Origin of the sequence: Dokdonella fugitiva, from assembly GCF_004342425.1 — a bacterium.
GTDB classification, from domain to species: Bacteria; Pseudomonadota; Gammaproteobacteria; order Xanthomonadales; family Rhodanobacteraceae; genus Dokdonella_A; species Dokdonella_A fugitiva.
This window is the reverse complement of the sequence record NZ_SLWQ01000004.1, coordinates 140997-161922: the sequence shown is the minus strand read 5'-3', so window position 1 is coordinate 161922 and position 20926 is coordinate 140997. Positions and strand designations below refer to the sequence as shown.

The window sequence follows — 20926 nt, the reverse complement described above, 5'->3', positions numbered from 1 at the left end:
CCCGCCGCAATCTTGCGATGCGCGCGACCATCGCGGCGCTTCGGCGGCACGCGCGTCGCGCGTGCCGCCCTGCACGCGCGCGGGTCATCGCGAGCAATGAATCGGGACCTCGCAGGGCGGGTCGAGCGCACAGCGCGAGTCCCGCCGCAATCTTGCGATGCGCGCGACCATCGCGGCGCTTCGGCGGCACGCGCGTCGCGCGTGCCGCCCTGCACGCGCGCGGGTCATCGCGAGCAACGAATCGAGACCTCGCAGGGCGGGTCGAGCGCGCAGCGCGAGTCCCGCCGCAATCTTGCGATGCGCGCGACCATCGCGGCGCTTCGGCGGCACGCGCGCCGCGCGTGCCGCCCTGCACGTGCGCGGGTCATCGCGAGCAATGAATCGGGACCTCGCAGGGCGGGTCGAGCGCACAGCGCGAGTCCCGCCGCAATCTTGCGATGCGCGTGACCATCGCGGCGCTTCGGTGGCACGCGCGTTGCGCGTACCGCCCCACGTGGACACGCAGCCCACCGCGAGCAACGCAAAGACCTCGTAGGGCGGGTCGAGCGCGTAGCGCGAGTCCCGCCGCAATCTTGCAATGCGCCCGACCATCGCGGCGCTTCGGCGGCACGCGCGTCGCGCGTGCCGCCCTACACGCGCGTGGCGGTTGCCCTGGGCTAGCGATCGAACGCGTCGGCGAACACGAGGTCGAAGCGGGCGCGCACGAACGTGACGTAATCGTCGCCGGTGGAGTCGTCTTCGAAGAACGTGCGACCGAGCATGAGGACGCTGTCGTCGGTGCGGTCGTGGGCGATCGCGTGCATCTGCACGTAATCGCCGGTCTGGCCGGCGCCGGTCGGGTCCGCGATCGTGTAGCTGTTCCAGCCGTCGTGGCCGAAGCTCGCGTCGATGCCGCCATCGGCGAATGTGCGCACGAGCGTGTACTGCGTGCGGTGCGTGAACGGCGCGCCGAACGGGAACGAAATCGTGCCCATCACGATGCGCCGGTTCGGCAGGAGCACGACGCCATCGCGCTGTTCGAAGAACGGGAACAACGACGGTTGCGTGGCCAGGCGGAAGATGCGCAGGCCGAACGACGGCACGATCTGCCCGCTCGTATCGAAGCGCGTGAGCATGAGGCAGCAGCTCACGCCGCCGTCGCTGCTCATGCCCGACACGACGAGGCTGCCGTCGTCGTCGAGCGCGAGCGCGTTCGCGATGAGGCGGTCATGGCCGGGCGGCGGTTCGAGGTCGACGACGCCGTCGCCGTCCCATGACGCGTCGGGCGTGCCGTCCTCGTTCAACTGCACGACGACGAGGTTCGGCCCGTGCGTATTGCCGCGATCGCCGCCGACGAGGATGCGGCCATCCGCACGCACGACGAGCGCGTTGATGTCGGCGAAGCCGTTCGTCGTCGGCACGACGACGACGGTGCCGCCGTGCGTGCCGAACGATTCGTCCGCGATGCCGTCCGCGCCGAAGCGATGCACGCGCAGTTCCAGGGGCCCGGCGTTGCCGGCGAGCACGTAACGGTCCTGCGCGTCGCGCGCGAAGCCCGTCGCGTTGAATCCCTTGGGCGGCGCCTCCGTGCCGCCGCCGAAGCCGGCGACGGTGGCACCGTCGGCATCGAGCCGCACGAGGCAGGAGCCCGCCCAGACGACCGCGCCGCCCGCGCCGTCGTCGGCGAGGCGCACGTTGCGGGCGTCTCCGCACGCGGGCAGCGTGACGCGTCCGCCGCCACCGAATGCCGCGTCGGGCGATCCATCGTGCAGCGAGCGGCCGACCCATACGCTACCGTCATCGAGCGGCGCAGCCCACAGGTAGCGGCCGTCGTCGCGCTGCAGCAGGTCGCCGGTCGGCTTGGTGCCGTTGCCGCCGCCGTCGCTCGGTCGCGTGATCGCGACCTGGCCGCCGTCACCGAAGTTCGGGTCGGCGTCGCCGTCGAGCGCGCATGCGCTCGTCGCGACGATCGAGAGGGCGAATGCAAAAGCGGCGATCCGGCATCTCATCGCGGTCCCTCCGAAGGTGGCGTCAGCAGGCGTCGGCCCGCCGTGGTGTGTTCCGCGAAATGCCGTGCCGGGTTGCGGGCTCGGCACCGCGTTTCACGAGGTCCAAGGTGGCACACGGGCACCGCGGCTTCCGCCTTCGCCCTGAGCACAGGCCGAAGGCCGGAGTCGAAGGGTCGGTCCGCATCACGCGGCGAGCGGCAACCGCCCGAGCTTGCGCAACCCGCCGCTGAACTCGAGGTCGGCCGGCAACACGGTTTTCGGGTTCGGCGCGATATCGCCAGTGCCCGATGCCTGCAGGCCACCGATGCCAAGCGTGCTGCGCGCCTGCGCGAGCAGGTCCGGCAATTCCGCGGGCGTCGCTGCGCGCAGCGCGCCTTTCGGGTTCGCGCGCTGGTAATCCTCGAGGCACTCCATCGCGAGCGCGATGAAGTCGATCTTGGGCAGCGGCGTCGATTGCGACGCGCGGTGGGTGATCGGCAGGCGCAACGCATTCGCCGGTCGCGTCACCGCTTCGGCGTAGCCGCGGTAGACGAGTTCGCTGCAGACGACGCGGCTCGGGTCGTCCTGCACGACGAGGTCGAGCGCCATGCGCAGCGCCTGGTGCAGCCGCTCGTCGCCGGGGATCTTGTTGCGCACCGCGCAGACGATGCCGAGCGTGAGCAGCGAGGTCATCGGGTACGGGCGGCCCAGATAGACGTCCGCCGCGGCGAGCAGCGCGGCGATGTCGCTGGTGTCGCGCGGCGTTGGTCGCAGCGGCCGGAACACGTCGATGTAGTCGAAGGCCGTGACCATGCGCGTGCGCTCGACAAGGCTCGCATGGCGCACGCCCTTGGTCGCGGCCTCGATAAGCTCGCCATGGCCGATCACCATCGCCGCATGGCTGTAGGCGCTGTCGCCGACCCAGGCGATGAGCTTGGACAACTCGCCGCGCCCCATGTGCAGCAGGACGTCGCCGGGCAGGAGCTCGGCGACCTGCAGCGTCTTCAACGTGTTCATGACATCCCCTTCGGTCAGGCGCGGCCGGTGGCCGCGAGTGGCGCATGCGTGCAGACGCGGTTGCGTCCCTCCGCCTTGGCGCGATAGAGCGCGGCATCCGCGCGCTCGACGAGCTTGTCGGGCGAGTCGGCGCCGGCGAGCAGGCCGGCGACGCCGATGCTCGCGGTGAGATGCAGGCGCACGCCGTCGGTCTCGATCGACAGGTGCTCGACGCGCTTGCGCAGGCGTTCGCCGGTCGCGATCGCCTCCGCGTGCGTCGCACCGGGCAACACCGCCAGGAACTCTTCGCCGCCGTAGCGGCCGAAATATTCGCCATCCTGCAACTCGTCGGCGAGCGTGTCGGCGACCGCCTTGAGGCAATGGTCGCCGATGAGATGGCCGTGGCGGTCGTTGATCGCCTTGAAGTGGTCGAGGTCGACGAACAGCAGCGCCAGCGGCTGCTTGAGTGCGGTCGCCTCGGCGAACTGGTTCTCCAGGCAGCGCGAAATCGCGCGCCGGTTGAGCACGCCGGTGAGGCCGTCGTACTCGGCCAGCCGCTTGGCCACGTCGCGCTCGCGGCGCGCGCGCAGGGTCGCATCGGCGAGGCCGAGCACGACGATGACGCTGGAGAACGACGTGGTGAACGGGAACCCGTATTCGAGCCACGTCGGCTGTGGCAGGTGCAGGATCAGCTGCGTCACGCGCAGTGCGGTGAAGACCACCTGTGGCATCCACGCGACGAGGAAGAACATTGCCGCGCGGTTGCGGTGCAGCGCCGCGTACGCGACCACCACGGTCGCGATCAGCGCGCCGATCAACAGCATGAGGTTCGCCAGCGGCGGCATCGCGATGTCGCGCGCAGGCCAGTCGACCGGCACGACCAAGGCGAACAGCGCGACCATGTAAGGCCAGCGCATCGCGCCCAGCACCGTGGCCGAGCGCGGTGTCTCGCGCGGCAACTGGCAGAACTCGAGGATGAAGGAGATCGACAGCGTCGCGCTCAGCATGGCGAGGATCCACGAGGCGCGCTGGCCGAGCAGGTCCGGCAGCACGCCGAGCGGCAGGTCGTAGAACTCGCCCGAGACGAGCAGCAGGTAGACGAGCTGAAGGCCGGAGTAGGCGACGAACAGCGCATACACGCGATCGCGCAATGCGAGCCACAGGCACAGCCCGACCAGCACCATCGTCAGCTGCGTGGCGCTGAACAAGGTCACGACCCGCACGTGGCGCAGGTCCGCGGCCTGGTAGCTCGCCATGTCGGTCACCGCGACGACCGGCTTGCGTTCCACGCGCACACGGTCGAAACGCAGGTACAGCGACTGGTCCGCGCGCAAGCCCGCGGGCAGCATGAACGCCATCGCGTGACGGGAGAAGCGCGCCTGCGGGTCGGGCTTGGTCAGCCACAGCGATTGCGCCCGATAGTCGGGCGGTGCGTACAAGGTCACGTGGCCGTAACCGGCATTGCGCACGACGAGCACGGGCGGTTCGCTCGAGGTCCAGTCCGCATCGAAGCGCAGGCGGAACCAGAGCGGCGCATCCGGCACCGCGCGTACCGCGTTGCCCGGATGGGAGAGGAACGACGCATCGTGGTCGCCGCGGGTGATCGCCGCGGCGTCGTCACCGATCGCGGTCGGCAGTTCGGTGATCACCCAGCCCGGCAGGGTCGCCGTCGGTACCTCTGCATGCGCGACGAACGCCTGCAGCAGCGCGAGCAGCAGCACGAACATGCACGCAACGCCTGTCGACGCGAATCGTCGCTCCACGCCCCAGTCCCCTGCAGTCGCGCCCCGACGACGCGGGCGCGCACATGCTACCGGAACGCCGCGCGGCGGCAACCGGGCGGGTCGCCCTGCAGGAGCCATCCCGAGGGCGACCGGCCGTGCGACACCGTTCGATGGATACGGTCGCGCACTCAGGGTGCGCTCCCACAGGGCAGGGCTGCGTCGCGACGGCCTATAATCGCCGCCTGCCTTCCGGAGACCCGCGCGCATGAACGCACCCACTCGCATCGACACCACCCGCACCATCCGCGCGCCGCGCGGCAGCGAGCTTTCGTGCAAGAGCTGGCTCACCGAAGCCGCCTTCCGCATGATCCAGAACAACCTCGACCCCGACGTCGCCGAGAAGCCGAGTGAACTCGTCGTCTACGGCGGCATCGGCCGCGCCGCGCGCAACTGGGAATGCTTCGACGCGATCCTGCGTTCGTTGCGCGAACTCAACGACGACGAGACCTTGCTGATCCAGTCCGGCAAGCCCGTCGGCGTGTTCCCGACGCACAAGGACGCGCCGCGCGTGCTGCTCGCCAATTCCAACCTCGTGCCGCACTGGGCGACGTGGGAGCACTTCAACGAGCTCGACCGCAAGGGTCTCATGATGTACGGCCAGATGACCGCCGGCAGCTGGATCTACATCGGCAGCCAGGGCATCGTGCAGGGCACCTACGAAACCTTCGTCGAGATGGGCCGCCAGCACTACGGCGGCAACCTTAAGGGCAAGTGGATCCTCACCGCCGGCCTCGGCGGCATGGGCGGCGCGCAGCCGCTCGCGGCGAGCCTCGCCGGCGCGTGCAGCCTCAACATCGAATGCCAGCAGGCGAGCATCGACATGCGCCTGCGCACGAAGTACGTCGACGAACAGGCGAGCGACCTCGACGACGCGCTCGCGCGCATCGCCAAGTACACGAAGGCGGGCGAGGCGAAGTCGATCGCGCTGCTCGGCAACGCCGCCGAGATCCTGCCCGAACTCGTTCGCCGCGGCGTGAAGCCCGACGCGGTCACCGACCAGACCAGCGCGCACGACCCGGTCAACGGGTATCTGCCGATCGGCTGGACCGTCGAGCAGTGGTTCGAACGTCGCAAGAGCCAGCCCGACGCGGTGCGCGACGCCGCGAAGAAGTCGATGCGCGTGCACGTCGAAGCGATGCTCGCGTTCCAGGAGCAGGGCATCCCGACCTTCGACTACGGCAACAACATCCGCCAGATGGCGAAGGACGAAGGCTGCACGAACGCGTTTGACTTCCCCGGCTTCGTGCCCGCGTACGTGCGCCCGCTGTTCTGCCGCGGTGTCGGCCCGTTCCGCTGGGTCGCGCTGAGCGGCGATCCGGACGACATCGCAAAGACCGATGCCAAGGTCAAGGAACTCATCCCCGACGACACGCACCTGCACAACTGGCTCGACATGGCTGGGAAGCGCATCAGCTTCCAGGGCCTGCCCGCGCGCATCTGCTGGGTGGGCTTGGGCCAGCGCCACAAGCTCGGCCTCGCCTTCAACGAGATGGTGCGCAAGGGCGAACTGAAGGCGCCGATCGTGATCGGCCGCGATCACCTCGACAGCGGCAGCGTCGCCTCACCCAACCGCGAAACCGAAGCGATGAAGGACGGCAGCGACGCCGTCAGCGACTGGCCGCTGCTCAACGCGATGCTCAACGTCGCCGGCGGCGCGACCTGGGTATCGCTCCACCACGGCGGCGGCGTCGGCATGGGCTACTCGCAGCACTCCGGCGTCGTCATCGTCTGCGACGGCAGTGAAGACGCGAATCGCCGCCTCGCACGCGTGCTCTGGAACGACCCCGGCACGGGCGTCATGCGGCATGCGGATGCGGGGTATGAGATTGCGGCGAAGTGTGCGAGGGAGCAGGGGCTGAAGTTGCCGATGGCGTAGCGCATACGCATCTTTCCTCGTTCCGTTGCGGGAGGGCACAGCGCCCATTGCTCCCTGCTTCGCGTACGAAGAGTGAAGAGTCATCCTTTCCCTCTCCCGCTTGCGGGAGAGGGCAGGGTGAGGGAAACAGGGCAATGGCGATACGAGAGCGATCTCGATTGCCGTTCGGGGGTTCACAGGGAATGCAACGATCACTGGAAATTCGCGAGCTGCTCGTCGCCATCAGCCGCCTTCCCGAAGGCCGGCGCACGCGTCGCGACGTTTGGTACGAGAGCCAGAAGGAACACTGGATCGGCTGGCTGTTCCATTACAACTCTGCCGGCGCCTACGGTCGCAAGATCACTTCGGGCCGCGATGCGAAGTTTGTGTACAACCACGTCGTCTGCCCAGGACTGCTCACCTACCTCGCGGCCGCAGCAGGCGTCTCGCCGACGCGGGTCCGGCAGGCGAGGCGGATAGAGAACTCCGAAGGCTCACTGATGGCGCGCGTCGGAGCCATTCGGCAGTTGCTGCCGTGGGAGCTGGTGCAGGATGCATTGTTGAAGAATGGCTTCGTCCGCATGACGGATTGAGCAGGGTAGCAAGCGACGACGCTCGTCGTCGGACGATGTGACCATCCAGACGGGGTTTTCGTGCGAGTAAGGGAAAGCACCATCGAGCAGGAACTGATCGAAAAGCTCGGCGAGCTCAAGTACACGCTGCGCCGCGATATCCACGATCGCGCGACCCTCGAACGCAACTTTCGCGAGAAGTTCGAAGCGCTGAATCGTGTGCGTCTGACGGATGCCGAGTTCCAGCGCCTACTCGATGAAATCGTCACGCCGGATGTCTTCGCGGCTGCGCAAACCTTGCGCCATCGCAACGCGTTTACGCGAGATGACGGGACGCCTCTGAACTACTCGCTCGTCAACACAAGCGATTGGTGCAAGAACTCTTTTGAGGTCGTTAGCCAGTTGCGTGTCAACACGGACTACAGCCATCACCGATTCGATGTACTGCTCCTGATCAACGGCGTGCCGGCAGTGCAGATCGAGCTGAAGACGCTGGGCATCAATCCGCGCCGGGCCATCGAACAGATCGTCGAGTACAAGAACGACGCGGGCAACGGCTACGCCCGCACGCTGCTGTGCTTCATCCAGCTGTTCATCGTCAGCAATCGCGACGCCACCTATTACTTCGCCAACAACAACACGCGCCACTTCGCCTTCAACGCCGACGAGCGCTTCCTGCCCATCTACCAGTACGCCGCACCCGACAACAGCAAGATCAGCGGACTGGATGCCTTTGCCGATGCATTCCTGCCCAAGTGCACGCTGGGGCAGATGATCAGCCGCTACATGGTGCTGGTGGCCAGCGAGCAGAAGCTGCTGATGATGCGGCCGTACCAGATCTACGCCGTGCAGAACATCGTCGAGTGCATCGACAAGAACCTGGGCAACGGCTACATCTGGCACACCACCGGCAGCGGCAAGACGCTGACCAGCTTCAAGGCCTCCACCCTGCTCAAGGCCAACCCGGCCATCGAGAAGTGCCTGTTCGTGGTGGACCGCAAGGACCTGGATCGCCAGACCCGAGAGGAATTCAACCGCTTCCAGGAAGGCTGCGTCGAGGAAAACACCAATACCGAATCGCTGGTGCGCCGGCTGGTATCGGACGATGCCGCCGACAAGGTCATCGTGACCACCATCCAGAAGCTGGGCCGCGCGCTGGACCCGGCGCGCGCCGACTACCACCAGCGGCTGGAGCCGCTGCGCGACAAGCGCATCGTCTTCATCTTCGACGAATGCCACCGCTCGCAGTTCGGTGAAAACCACCAGGCCATCAAGGCGTTCTTCCCCAAGGCCCAGCTGTTCGGCTTCACCGGCACACCGATCTTCGAGGACAACGCCAGCTACAAGCGCATCGAAGGCGACGAGCAGACGCTGAAGACCACCGACGATCTGTTCCAGCAGTCCCTGCACGAATACACCATCACCCACGCCATCGAGGACAGGAACGTCCTGAAGTTCCACGTCGAGTACTACAAACCGGACGGCAAGCTCGCCCCCAAGCCCGGCGAGACCCTGGCCAAGCGCGCCGTGGTGGATGCCATCCTGGCCAAGCACGATGCCGCCACCGGCGGCCGGCGCTTCAACGCGCTGCTGGCCACCGCCTCCATCAACGATGCCATCGAGTACTTCGTCCTCTTCAAGGCGGCGCAGGCGGAGAAGAAGGATTCCGATCGCGATTTCGTGCCGCTCAATATCGCCGCCGTGTTCTCGCCGCCCGGCGATGTCAGTGCCGACGTGCGCCAGTTGCAGGAAGACCTGCCGCAGGAGCAGGAAGACAACAAGCAGGATCCGGAGGCCAAGAAGGCGGCGCTGAAAGCCATCATGGCCGACTACAACGCACGCTTCGCCACCAACCACCGCATCGAGGAGTTCGACGCCTACTACCAGGACGTGCAGCAGCGCATCAAGGACCAGCAGTTCCCGAATGCGGACCTGCCGATGAAAGGCCGCGAGAAGCTGGACATCGTGATCGTGGTGGACATGCTGCTGACCGGCTTCGACAGCAAGTACCTCAACACCCTGTACGTGGACAAGAACCTCAAGTACCACGGCCTGATCCAGGCGTTCAGCCGCACCAACCGCGTGCTCAACGACACGAAACCGTATGGCAACATCCTGGACTTCCGCGGCCAGCAGGCGGCTGTGGATGCCGCCATCGCGCTGTTCTCCGGGGCGCGCAAGGATCAGGCGCGCGAAATCTGGCTGGTGGATACCGCGCCCGTGGTCATCGACAAGCTGAAGGAAGCGCGCGCCGCCCTCGACAGCTTCTTGGCCTCGCAGGGGCTGGGCGGCAAGCCGGAAGACATCGCCAACCTCAAGGGCACCGCGGCCAAGGTGGCCTTCGTCCAGCACTTCAAGGACGTGCAGAAGCTGCAGACCCAGCTGGACCAGTACACCGACCTGACCGCCGAGCAGCGCGCACAGATCGAGACCATCCTGCCCAAGGACGAACTGCGCAGCTTCCGCGGCCAGTACCTGCAGAAGGCCGAGGAGCTGCGCGCCGACCAGAAGAAACCCGGCGACCTGGACGAGGCCACGCGCAACGAGGTGGAGCAGCTCGACTTCGAGTTCGTGCTGTTCGCCTCCAGCACGATCGATTACGACTACATCATGAAGCTGATCACCGATTTCCAGGCCCAAGGGCCTGTGAAGTCGAGAATGGGGCGAAACGAGTTGATCGGCCTGATCGCAAGCGACGCCAAGTTCATGGGCGAGCGCGAGGACATCAGCGAGTATGTGCGCGGACTGAAGGCGGGCGAGGGCTTGAGCGAGGACGCCATCCGCGCCGGCTACGAGAAGTTCAAGGCCGACAAGGCCGCGCAGGACATGGCCGCGCTGTCTGCCAGGCACGGCCTGCCGGTGGCGAAGGTGCAGGCCTTCGTGGACGGGATTCTGTCCCGCCGCATCTTCGACGGCGAACAGCTCACCGAGCTGCTGGCCCCGCTGGAGCTTGGCTGGAAGGCGCGCGCGCAGAAGGAACTGGCGCTGATGGGTGACCTGCTGCCGCTGCTGAAGAAGCGGGCCGGTGGGCGGGAGATCGCCGGGCTGAAGGCGTACGAGGCATGAGCATGGCGAAGCAGCGGGAGAAGGCGGAAGTGCCGAGGTTGCGGTTTCCGGAATTTCGGAGCATGGATGCGTGGAGAAAAGTACCGCTTGAGCGGATCGCCGAGCGCACGAGTACTAAAAACAGCGACGGGCGTGTGACACGAGTTCTTACAAACTCTGCCGAGTTTGGCGTGCTCGATCAGCGGGACTACTTCGACAAAGACATCGCGACGGTCGGAAAAGTCGATGGCTATTACGTCGTAGGTAAGGGCGATTACGTCTACAACCCACGGACATCAGCTATTGCTCCAGTTGGTCCCATTTCACGGAACAACATCGGAGAAGGTGTGATGTCGCCTCTCTACACGGTCTTCCGCTTCTCGGAAGATCAGACGGACTTCTACGAACACTATTTCAGGTCGTCGGGGTGGCATTCGTATCTGCGCAGCGCAGCGAGCACCGGCGCTAGGCACGATCGCATGAGTATTACGACCGGCGCTTTCATGCGCATGCCGATGCCAGTTCCATCGCGGAACGAGCAGCAAAAAATCGCCGACTGCCTGACCTCGCTGGACCAGGTGATTGCCGCGCAGGGGCGCAAGGTGGAGGCGTTGAAGGCGCACAAGCGCGGCCTGATGCAGCAGCTGTTTCCCCGCGAAGGCGAAACCCGCCCCCGTCTCCGCTTTCCCGAGTTTCGGGATGCGCCGGAGTGGAGAACGCGGCGGTTCTTTGATCTATTCAGGGATGTGCTGGACTTCCGTGGCAGAACGCCAAAGAAGCTTGGGATGGAATGGGGTGGTGGCGACATCATTAGCCTTTCTGCAAACAACGTGAAGAATGGCTTCATCGACTACAGTGCCGAGTGTTATCTCGCGAGCGATGAGCTCCACTCTCGATGGATGGCAGGTGCGAACCTTGAGAAGGACGATATCGTCTTCACGATGGAGGCCCCGCTGGGTAAAGCGCTGCTGATACCAGATCAGCGCAAGTACGTTCTCAGCCAAAGGGTTGTCGCGTTCAAAACAAAGCCGGACGTCGTAAACGCCTTCTTGATTCAGCTTATTTGGAGCGATGGCTTCCAAAGGGCGATAGATCTGCTCTCCACTGGCTCGACCGCGAAGGGAGTCAGCCAGAAGTCGCTTCAAGGATTAGTCGTGTCGTTGCCCGAGAAGGATGAGCAACAACGCATCGCCGACTGCCTCTCCTCCCTCGACACCCAGATCACCGCCGAAACCCACCAGCTCGCCGCCCTCAAGACCCACAAGCAGGGCCTGATGCAGCAGCTGTTCCCGGCGCCGGAGGAGTGACCCGGTGATTCAAGGAGGAAACGAGATGTTCTTCGCATACTTCGACGAGAGCGGCGATACGGGTCTGGAGCGGTCGCCCACTGGGACGTTCGCGCTGTCCTGCATCCTGCTGCACGATGCCGATTGGTTGAGCGCGCTGGATCAGACCATCGCGTTCCGTCGCTATCTGCGCGACAACTTTCACATTTCGCCGCGCGCCGAACTCAAGGCCAGTTGGCTGATTCACAACAAGGGCGATATCAAGCCCGCTGGCCTGCGCTACCCGGCACGGCTTGCAGCATATCGAGCCGCCTTGCGATTCCAGCGGAAGTGCGGATTGTTTCGCTCCTTCACGGTACTCATCGACAAGACCAAGATCCAGAAGCGCGACCTCGATGTACGTGACACGGCGTGGCAGTGGGCCATCCAGCGGCTGGAGCGCTTTGGCACAGACAGGAAGGACAACATCCATGTGCTGCCGGATGAAGGGCATGGCGAGTTCATTCGCAAGAAAATTCGCGCCATGCGCCGCTTCAGTCACGTGCCTTCCGCATTTGGCGGCCCCTCGCTGGACCGGAAGGCGCAGAACATCGTGGAGGATTCTTCGGATCGTCGGTCGCACGAGTCCTACTTCATCCAGCTTGCCGATCTGAATGCCTATGCCGCGTTCCGCCGGGTCTTTCCCGGCGAAACGTTCGGTGAAGACATCTACGAGGAACTCGGCGAAGCCAGAGTGACTGAAGTCAACCGCCTATCCGGCGGGCCTACGGGGATCGTGGTATGGCCAAAATAAAAGCCCGCCTTGCGGCGGGCGGGGGGAATCCTACTGCCGGCCAAAGGGCACGGCCTCAGATTCCGCCGTCACTTGTAGCGAAAGTCTCCGCTATGGTCAAGGCCCCGTGCGGTGGCGCGCGGCGATGGTTTGCCTGCTTCTCCTCTGTGTATGGCGTCATTTCAGCCCCGCCCTGCGCTCCGCTCCCTGCTGGCGATTGGTGCCGCCGGATGCAGAGAGAAATTAGAGAAATGCAGAGAGAACTCAGAGAGAAAGACCGTAATTTCAATCGGTTGGGTTGGGAGAGGGTCCTTTTTTTGTCGAGAAGGAGCGCGCTGCCTTCATGAGCGGCCTGATCCTCTACACCAGCGAAGACGGCCGCAGTCGCATCCAGCTGCGCGCCGATGGCCAGGCCGTCTGGCTGACCCAGGCGGAGATGGCGGAGCTGTTCGACGTCACCGCCGACAACATCAGCCTGCATCTGAAAAACATCTTTTCTGACAAGGAATTGGAACCTGAACGAACTACCGAGGAATCCTCGGTAGTTCAACAGGAGGGCGGTCGTGCCGTGCGCCGGCCGGTCACGCTCTACAACCTCGACGCCATCCTGGCCGTGGGCTACCGGGTGCGCTCCCCGCGCGGCGTGCAGTTCCGCCGCTGGGCCAGCACGGCGCTGAAGGAATACCTGCTCAAGGGCTTCGTCATGGACGACGAGCGCCTGAAGAACCCGGATGGCCGGCCGGATTACTTCGACGAGATGCTGGCGCGCATCCGCGACATCCGCGCCTCGGAGAAGCGCTTCTACCAGAAGGTGCGTGACCTGTTCGCGCTGAGCGTTGACTACGACAAGACCGACCGCGCCACGCAGGTCTTCTTCGCCACCGTGCAGAACCTGCTGCTGTATGCGGTGACCGGGCAAACGGCGGCGGAGCTGATCCTGGCCCGCGCCAATCCCGATGATCCGCATTTCGGCCTGCGCGCATGGAGCGGTGGCCGGGTGCGCAAGCAGGACATCCTGATCGCCAAGAACTACTTGAGCGAGGACGAGATCGACACCCTCAACCGGCTGGTCGTGATCTTCCTGGAAACCGCGGAACTGCGGGCCAAGAACCGCCAGGAGATCCCCATGCGCTTCTGGATGGAGAACGTGGGCCAGATCATCGCGTCCAACGGGTTCCCGTTGCTGAAGAGCCCCGGCTCGGTCGGTCACGATCAGATGGAAACCGCCACCAGCGAGCGGTACCTCGCCTTCGACGAACAACGCAAGCAGCAGGAAGCGCGCGCCGCCGATGCTGCCGACGCGGCCGAACTGGCTGCCATCGAAAACAAGATCAAACGACGCCTGAAATCATGACCGACGACGACCAGAAACAACTCGGCAAGACCCTGTGGGCCATTGCCGACCAGCTGCGAGGCAGCATGAACGCGGACGACTTCCGCGATTACATGCTGTCCTTCCTGTTCCTGCGCTACCTGTCGGACAACTACGAGGCGGCGGCGAGGAAGGAGCTGGGGTCGGACTATCCCGATCCGCAGGCCATCGGCAACGGCGGCAAGACGCCGCTGTCGGTCTGGTATGCGGCCAACCCGGACGATGTGGCGGCGTTCGAGCAGCAGATGCGGCGCAAGGCGCATTACGTCATCCAGCCAAAGTACCTGTGGGGCAACATCGTCCACTTGGCGAAGACCCAGGACGGCAGCCTGCTGGACACCTTGCAGAAGGGCTTCAAGCACATCGAGGAAGATTCCTTCGAGAGTGAGTTCCAGGGCCTGTTTTCGGAAATCAACCTGACCTCGGACAAGCTGGGCAGGAAGTACGAGGACCGCAATGCCAAGCTGTGCTCGATCATCAGCGAGCTGGCCCGCGGCATGGCGCTGTTCTCCACCGAGGCGGACACGCTGGGGGATGCCTACGAGTACCTGATCGGCCAGTTCGCCGCCGGCAGCGGCAAAAAGGCGGGCGAGTTCTACACGCCTCAGCAGATTTCCAACATCCTGTCGGCCATCGTCACCCTTGACAGTCAGGAGCCCAAGACCGGCCCGCGCCGCAAACTGGACAGCGTGTTCGATTTCGCTTGTGGTTCGGGCTCTCTGCTGCTCAACATCCGCCACCGCATGAAGGAAGCGGGCGGCAGCATCGGCAAGATCGTGGGGCAGGAGTACAACGTCACCACCTACAACCTGGCGCGCATGAACATGCTGCTGCACGGGGTGAAGGACACCGAGTTCGAGATCTATCACGGCGACACGTTGAAGAACGACTGGGACTGGCTGCGCGAAACCAACCCGGCCAGGAAGCCGCGTTTCGATGCCGTGGTGGCCAACCCGCCTTTCAGCTACCGCTGGGAGCCGGGCGAGGCGATGGCGCAGGACCCGCGCTTCAAGAACCACGGCGTGGCGCCCAAGAGCGCAGCCGACTTCGCCTTCCTGCTGCACGGCCTGCATTACCTGAAGGACGACGGTGTGATGGCCATCATCCTGCCGCACGGCGTGCTGTTCCGTGGCGGCAAGGAAGCCGACATTCGAAAGAAGCTGTTGACCGACGGTCACATCGACACCGTGATCGGCCTGCCTGCCAATCTGTTCTTCTCGACCGGCATACCGGTATGCATCCTCGTGCTGAAGAAGTGCAAGCAGCCGGACGATGTCCTCTTCATCAATGCCGCCGAGGAGTTCGTCAAAGGCAAGCGGCAGAACCAATTGAGCGAAGCGCACATCAAACGCATCGTGTCGACCTATCAGCAGCGCCCGGAGAAGCCGATCGAGCGATACGCGCGGCGGGTGCCGATGCAGGAGATCATCGACAACGACTACAATCTCAACATTTCGCGCTACGTCAGCACGGCTGAGACGGAAGCGGAGATCGATCTGGCCTCGGTACACGCGGAGTTGAGCACGATCGAGAAGGCACTGGCGGAAGCGAAGAGCCGCCATAATGCGTTCCTCATCGAGTTGGGACTCCCGCCGTTGCCTTGAGCGCTCGAACACGAGGGCAGAGTGCGCGCTTGCACGCCGATTCGCTGGACCAGAGCGTACGGTCGTGCCGTCGATCCGAATACCATTTCTTGCCGCGAGCGAGGTAGTGTCTCCGGGTCGGCCATTTAGCGGAGGGGCCATGAACGCGTTCTGGGGCAATCGGCTCTTCAGGATTGGCGCGATCATCGCGTTGATCGGATGGACGCCGCTGTTCGCGATCATCTTGCTCGCGGCGATCGGGTTGTGGCCTGATCGGCACCCCAATCCGATCGGACCTGGGCTGTTGTTCTTCGTGACGTTCTGGCCGGCGGTGATATGCCTTGGGATCGGGGCGTTGCAGGTGTCGCGTCGTCGTGGGGAACGCGATGATGGGTGATGTGGCGGTGGGGTAGGCGTTGGGGTCGCGCACAGGGTGCGCTCCTGCAGTGCTTCATGTGGGTGAAGAGCATCGCCGTTGAAGCCGCTCCCTCGGAAAGCGCCAAGAGCGGGGGCGCGTCCAATTGGGCGACTTCGGTTGCGATGCCTTCGCGATGTCGATTCGCGGCCTGTCCGTACGTCGTCGTGATGAAGAAGGCTGCAACGGCACATCCAGGCGGTTGACCACCGCGATGCGCTGCGTGCGGCCTGCGTTTACCATCCCCTGTCGCTCGCGAGGTTTCCTGCATGCAACCTGTCGCCAACCCCGCGTTACCCGAACCCGTCGTGCCGCGCACGCTGTTCGGCCAACTGCGCGAGGCGATCCGCGGCACGCAGGCTGACTACACGAAGATCCCGCTGCGTCGCGCGGTGTTCCTGCTCGCGGTGCCGATGGTGCTCGAGCTGGTGCTGGAGTCGACGTTCGCGGTGGTCGACATCTTCTTCGTCGCGCGGCTCGGGCCGTCGGCGGTCGCGACGGTCGGGCTGACCGAGAGCTATCTGTTCCTGCTGTATTCGATCGCGATGGGGCTCGCGATGGCGGTGACCGCGGTGGTCGCGCGGCGGGTCGGCGAAGGCCAGGCGGACGAAGCGGCCGTGACCGCGGTGCAGGCGATCATCGTCGCGCTGCTCGCCTCGCTGCTGCCGGCTATCGTCGGCATCCTGTACGCGCCGGACCTGCTCCGCCTGATGGGCGGCGACGACTGGACGATCCAGCACGGTTACCGCTATGCGCAGTGGATGCTCGGCGGCAACGCGGTGATCATGCTGCTGTTCGTCATCAACGCGATCTTCCGCGGCGCGGGCGATGCGGCGATCGCGATGCGCGTGCTGTGGCTGTCCAACGGCCTCAACATCCTGCTGTGCCCGCTGCTGATCTTCGGCGTCGGTCCGTTCCCCGAGTGGGGCATCGAGGGCGCGGCGATCGCGACCAACATCGGTCGCGGCACCGGCGTGCTGGTGCAGCTGTGGGTGCTGCTGCGCGGTGGCCAGCACATCCGCGTGCTCGCCTCGCACCTGCGCTGGCAGGGCGCGGTGCTGTGGAACATCGTGCGCACCTCGCTCGGCGGCGTCGGCCAGATGATCGTCGCGATGACGTCGTGGATCTTCCTCATGCGCATCCTCGCCAGCATCGGCAGCGAGGCAGTCGCGGGCGCGACGATCGCGATCCGCTTCATGATGTTCACGATGATGCCGGCCTGGGGCATGTCCAACGCCGCCGCGACCCTGGTCGGGCAGAACCTCGGCGCGCAGCAGCCCGATCGCGCGGAGGCCGCGGTGTGGCAGATCGGGCGCTACAACATGGCCTACCTGCTGCTCGTCTCGCTCGCGTATTTCTTCCTGCCGCGGCAGATCGTGGGCGTGTTCACCGACGACCCGACCGTCGTGCTCGTCGGCGCGGAGTGGCTGCGCATCCTCTCGTACGCGTTGTTCGTGTACGGCTGGTGGATGGTCAGCGTGCAGGCGTTCAACGGTGCCGGCGATACGGTCACGCCGACGTGGATCAACGTCGTGTTCTTCTGGCTGATCCAGATTCCGCTGGCATGGTGGCTCGCGCTGCACCTCGGCTGGCAGGAGACGGGCGTGTTCTGGGCCGTGTTCGTGTCGGAAACCTCGGTCGGCCTGTTCACGCTGTGGCTGTTCTCGCGCGGGGGATGGAAGCTCGCGCGCGTGTAGACGCGCGTAGCCTCGCCTGGTTCGCGACGAGCCGAACGGCCCTCGCGCCCAGGCGAGGCGCATGCCCGTGACATTCTTCACACGCGCATGCGGGCATGCGCCATCATGATCGGTGACGCGCCTTCGCGCCCACTGCGGATCCGACCATGCCCGTTACCGCCTTCACGCGCCGGCAATTCCTCGGTGCTGCCGCCCTGGCCGCGGCGACGCCTGCGATCGCTTCCACGACCGCGCCGGCGAGGGCGGCGGGTGATGCCGGAACCGGCGGCGCCATCCTCGTCCTGCGCCCGACCCGCGTGTTCAAGGTCAAGGATCGCAGCCACGAGAACACCGAAAGCTGGGTCGTCTCGATCGCGGTGCAGACGCCGGGCCCTGCGACGCTGGAGCCGATCGCGCTCGACGTCGAACTCGCGAAGGACGATCTCGTACTGCGCAGTGCGCACTACGGCAAGCAAGCGTTCGCCGCGATGACGTATCGATCGAGCTTCGCGCCGAAACTGCCGGACGGCCGCGAGTCGCCGACGCCGCTGCACTGGCCGCTGTTCCTGCGCCTTCGCCATACCGAACCCGCAGCGTTCGGCACCAACCGGATGACGGTCGCGGCGACGCTCAGGGACGAGCACGGTCGCACGGTCGCGGCGCGCATCGTCGTGCCGATCCAAACCTATACGCAGGCGACGTCACTCGTATTTCCATTCAAGGGCAAGGGCGTCGTGCTGCAGGCGGGCGCCGCGAACGGCGGTCATCGCAATCGCAGCGGCCAGTTCGCGATCGATGCGATGGGCACCGACGCGGCGTGGTCGGTATGCGCGCCGGGCGATGGAAAGAAGAACACCGACTATCCCGGCTGGGGACGCGAGATTATCGCGCCCGCGGCGGGTGTGGTCGTCGCGTTGCGCAGCGACCGCCCGGACCAGCCGGTCGGTGATACCAGCGATCCGGCGTATTTCGCACCTGAATTCCGCAAGCTCGGCGGCGGCGATCCGGGAAACCACCTCGTCATCGACCATGGCCACGGCGAGTACAGCCTGCTCGCGCATTTCATGGCCGGCTCGCTGCGCGTGGCGAAGGGCGATCGTGTCGCGCAGGGCCAGGTGCTCGGCAAGCTCGGCCATTCCGGCGACACGAACGCGCCGCACCTGCATTACCAGTTGCAGGCCGGACCCGACTGGGAGAACGCCGACGCGTTGCCGTGCCGATTCGCGAATGTGAACGAGGAGATCCTCGATCGCGGCACGTATTTCGAGGCGCGCTGAGCGGCGTGCGCTTGCCACGTGAAGGGGGCGGGGTGACGAACGCGGTCGCAACCGTTATGGTTGATGCACGCGCTCGCGGTCGTTCATGCGCCCGCACGGCGAGGCCGACCCCGTCCGGAGGCGAACGACCGACATGAAACCCGGCTACCGACCCATCCTCATCGTCGAAGACGACGCCTTCGATGCGGAAATGATCGAGGAGGCGCTGCAGGACGTCGGCGCCGCGAACCCGGTGGAACGCGTGGAAGACGGCGCGGACGCGGTCGATTTCCTGTTCCGCCGCAACCGCTATGCGGGGCGGCCCGACGAAGCGCCGGCGCTGGTGCTGCTCGACATCAAGATGCCGCGCATGGACGGGTTCGAGGTGCTGCGCACGATCCGCGAGAGCGACTACACGCGACAGATCCCCGTCGTCATCCTCACCTCGTCGAACGAGAAGCAGGATATCGCCGAGAGCCGCGCGCTCGGCGCGAATGCGTACGTGGTCAAGCCGAGCGATGCCAGCGCATTCACGCAGGCCGTGCGCACCGTCGGCAAGTTCTGGGCGAAGCTCAACCAGCTGCCGGAGCACATGTACTGATCGCATTGGCGCGGCCTGCCGCGCCGGCTCCGGGATTGGCTGCCTTCCTCGAAGCGCATCGCGACTGAAATCGCCCCTCCATTCGCCCTGAGCGCAGGCCGCAGGCCATGGTCGAAGGGCTGCCCTCGAGGGCGGGCGCTTCGACCTCCCGGCCACAGCCTGCACTCAGGGCGCTCGGGTGCGGTCCTGTCGCGCGAGAGCGGTTTCCGCGATCGTTTCAGGACGACCTTGTTCGACGTTCGAATGGCGTGCGTCATCGACGTCCGCCGACGGCGAATGCAGCCACCGTTCACCCGCGATGATGCGGAAGGCGGGCAGGTCACCGGCGTCGGCGATGCTGCGCAACGCGTTCAACAGCCGGTGCGCGATCAGCGCGCACCGACGCTGGCCGCGTCGCGCGTTGACGAGCAGGTTGAACCAAAGGAAGCCGGGCGGCGAAGGAATCCGTTCGAGCCGGAAGTCGAAATCGAGATCGGCGAGGATCGCCGGCAAGTCCGGTGCATTCTCGGCCACCTCGAGCGTGGCCATCAGGCACCACTGCGAAGGATCATGGCGGACGGGAGAGATCATGGATTAGCACCTCTGCAGGTTCGCTGGAAAACACGGCCGCGACGGGCCCGGAAAAAGGGACCGTCGTCCCGCGGAATTGGTTCCCGGGCATTTTCGTTTGCGCGCCCCGACGGGCGCTGAATGCGCCCTCTTGAAACGTGTTCGCCGATCCCTAGATGCGACGTCGCGGGTGCCTTCGGGGCCCGCCGTGAGGGCGTCCTGGCGGACGCCGCTTCATGTCCATGTTGCTTGCAACCCTGGAGGATATGGCTATGAGGACCACACTCGACTTTTCCCCGCTGTTCCGCACCGGCATCGGCTTCGATCGCCTCTTCGACGTGCTCGAGAGCGCCAGTCGCATCCAGCCGATGGACAACTGGCCACCGTACGACATCATCCGCGTGGGCGAAGACGCCTACCGCATCGTGATGGCCGTGGCCGGCTACGACCGCGACGAACTCACGCTCACCGATCGCCCGAACCTGCTCGTCGTGGCGGGCGCGAAGCGCGAAGCCGAACCCGCGCCGGACAGCGTCTACCTGCACAAGGGCATCGCCGGCCGCACGTTTGAACGCCGCTTCGAGCTCGCCGACCACGTGAAGGTCGCGGGCGCGTCGCTGGACAAGGGCCTGCTCACGATCGAACTCCAGCGCGAGATCCCCGAAGCGCTGAAGCCTCGCCGCATCGAGATCCGCAGCGAGGCGGCCGGCACCACGAAGGCGCCGGCGCAGATCGAGGCGCCCAAGGCGGCCTGATCGATGCGGGCAGGCGCCCCGCGGGCGCCTGCCTCCTTTGCCGCGTCGTCGGAACGGAGTGCGCATGCACCTGCACGACCGCGTGCGGGAGGTCCCGGCACGCGCGTCGCGGCATGCCACGCCACTTTCCATGACGGTCCGCGCGATCGCCGGCAGCGCCATCGATCTTTACGAGTCTTGATGCGTTCTTTGCCGGTTTCCCGCCGGCGGCCCTCTGGCGTTCCGTCTGCCGATTGATATGATCGCCACGGCGTTCCGCTCAGAGGCGGAATGCCTTGCTTCCGGGGATGGAAGCCGACGCGATCTGCGTCACCAGGGATGCCCATCGTTTTGTTTTTCCGCACCTTCGCAGTTGCAAGCGAGGGAGAGTCGTACCCGCTTCAGCTTCGTGCAGTGTTTCGCAAGGCGCGCAGGGATATCGCGTGCGATCGGAACTTCATGC

16 protein-coding genes are annotated in these 20926 nt (G+C 65.5%); 12 read left to right on the top strand and 4 right to left on the bottom strand.

Features of this window, described 5'->3' with window-relative positions; genetic code table 11:
• Nucleotides 1-656 precede the first annotated feature (656 nt).
• The 3 genes from EV148_RS09515 to EV148_RS09505 form a co-directional block, all read right to left on the bottom strand.
• Nucleotides 657-1988 (bottom strand): delta-60 repeat domain-containing protein, encoded by a 1332-nt coding sequence (locus EV148_RS09515; RefSeq protein ID WP_131997123.1) that lies wholly within the window; start codon nt 1986-1988, stop codon nt 657-659.
• Between the two features lie 183 nt (nt 1989-2171).
• On the bottom strand, nt 2172-2984 hold the full coding sequence (locus tag EV148_RS09510) for a C40 family peptidase (protein WP_131997120.1): 813 nt from the start codon (nt 2982-2984) through the stop codon (nt 2172-2174).
• Nucleotides 2985-2998: 14 nt separating this feature from the next.
• Entirely contained in the window at nt 2999-4690 is a 1692-nt protein-coding gene (locus tag EV148_RS09505) for a GGDEF domain-containing protein (RefSeq protein WP_158287416.1), read from the bottom strand.
• Between the two features lie 262 nt (nt 4691-4952).
• Between EV148_RS09505 and hutU the strand changes: the two genes are divergently transcribed.
• The 11 genes from hutU (at nt 4953) to EV148_RS09450 (ending at nt 19180) form a co-directional block, all read left to right on the top strand.
• Complete coding sequence (gene hutU / locus EV148_RS09500) at nt 4953-6623, top strand: urocanate hydratase (protein WP_131997114.1); 1671 nt, start codon at nt 4953-4955, stop codon at nt 6621-6623.
• A gap of 182 nt (nt 6624-6805) precedes the next feature.
• The gene (locus EV148_RS09495; RefSeq protein ID WP_131997111.1) at nt 6806-7195 is read left to right on the top strand and encodes a hypothetical protein; all 390 of its coding nucleotides are present in this window, start codon (nt 6806-6808) and stop codon (nt 7193-7195) included.
• A 60-nt stretch (nt 7196-7255) separates the two neighbouring features.
• Nucleotides 7256-10240: a type I restriction endonuclease subunit R gene (locus EV148_RS09490; RefSeq protein ID WP_131997108.1), complete on the top strand. Its 2985-nt coding sequence runs from the start codon at nt 7256-7258 to the stop codon at nt 10238-10240.
• Nucleotides 10237-11526, top strand: a complete 1290-nt coding sequence (locus EV148_RS09485) for a restriction endonuclease subunit S (protein WP_241988037.1) — start codon at nt 10237-10239, stop codon at nt 11524-11526. Before EV148_RS09490 ends, EV148_RS09485 begins: the two co-directional genes overlap by 4 nt.
• 25 nt (nt 11527-11551) lie before the next feature.
• Nucleotides 11552-12298 carry a DUF3800 domain-containing protein gene (locus EV148_RS09480; RefSeq protein ID WP_131997105.1) on the top strand — a complete coding sequence of 249 codons (747 nt, stop codon included), beginning with the start codon at nt 11552-11554 and terminating at the stop codon, nt 12296-12298.
• A gap of 322 nt (nt 12299-12620) precedes the next feature.
• Nucleotides 12621-13631 (top strand): virulence RhuM family protein, encoded by a 1011-nt coding sequence (locus tag EV148_RS09475; protein ID WP_131997102.1) that lies wholly within the window; start codon nt 12621-12623, stop codon nt 13629-13631.
• Complete coding sequence (locus EV148_RS09470; protein WP_131997099.1) at nt 13628-15253, top strand: type I restriction-modification system subunit M; 1626 nt, start codon at nt 13628-13630, stop codon at nt 15251-15253. Before EV148_RS09475 ends, EV148_RS09470 begins: the two co-directional genes overlap by 4 nt.
• Before the next feature lie 139 nt (nt 15254-15392).
• Nucleotides 15393-15629: a hypothetical protein gene (locus EV148_RS09465; RefSeq protein ID WP_131997096.1), complete on the top strand. Its 237-nt coding sequence runs from the start codon at nt 15393-15395 to the stop codon at nt 15627-15629.
• Between the two features lie 287 nt (nt 15630-15916).
• Complete coding sequence (locus EV148_RS09460) at nt 15917-17344, top strand: MATE family efflux transporter (RefSeq protein WP_131997093.1); 1428 nt, start codon at nt 15917-15919, stop codon at nt 17342-17344.
• A 146-nt stretch (nt 17345-17490) separates the two neighbouring features.
• Nucleotides 17491-18600, top strand: coding sequence for a M23 family metallopeptidase (locus EV148_RS09455; RefSeq protein ID WP_131997090.1), 1110 nt, complete (start codon nt 17491-17493; stop codon nt 18598-18600).
• A 133-nt stretch (nt 18601-18733) separates the two neighbouring features.
• Nucleotides 18734-19180 carry a response regulator gene (locus EV148_RS09450; RefSeq protein ID WP_131997087.1) on the top strand — a complete coding sequence of 149 codons (447 nt, stop codon included), beginning with the start codon at nt 18734-18736 and terminating at the stop codon, nt 19178-19180.
• A gap of 165 nt (nt 19181-19345) precedes the next feature.
• Here the strand turns inward: EV148_RS09450 and EV148_RS09445 are convergent, their stop codons facing one another.
• Nucleotides 19346-19750, bottom strand: coding sequence for a hypothetical protein (locus tag EV148_RS09445; protein WP_131997084.1), 405 nt, complete (start codon nt 19748-19750; stop codon nt 19346-19348).
• 251 nt (nt 19751-20001) lie between these two features.
• On the opposite strand from EV148_RS09445, the gene EV148_RS09440 reads away from it, so the two are divergent.
• A complete protein-coding gene (locus EV148_RS09440) occupies nt 20002-20484 on the top strand; it encodes an Hsp20 family protein (RefSeq protein WP_131997081.1) in 483 nt (160 codons plus the stop codon).
• Nucleotides 20485-20926 lie beyond the last annotated feature (442 nt).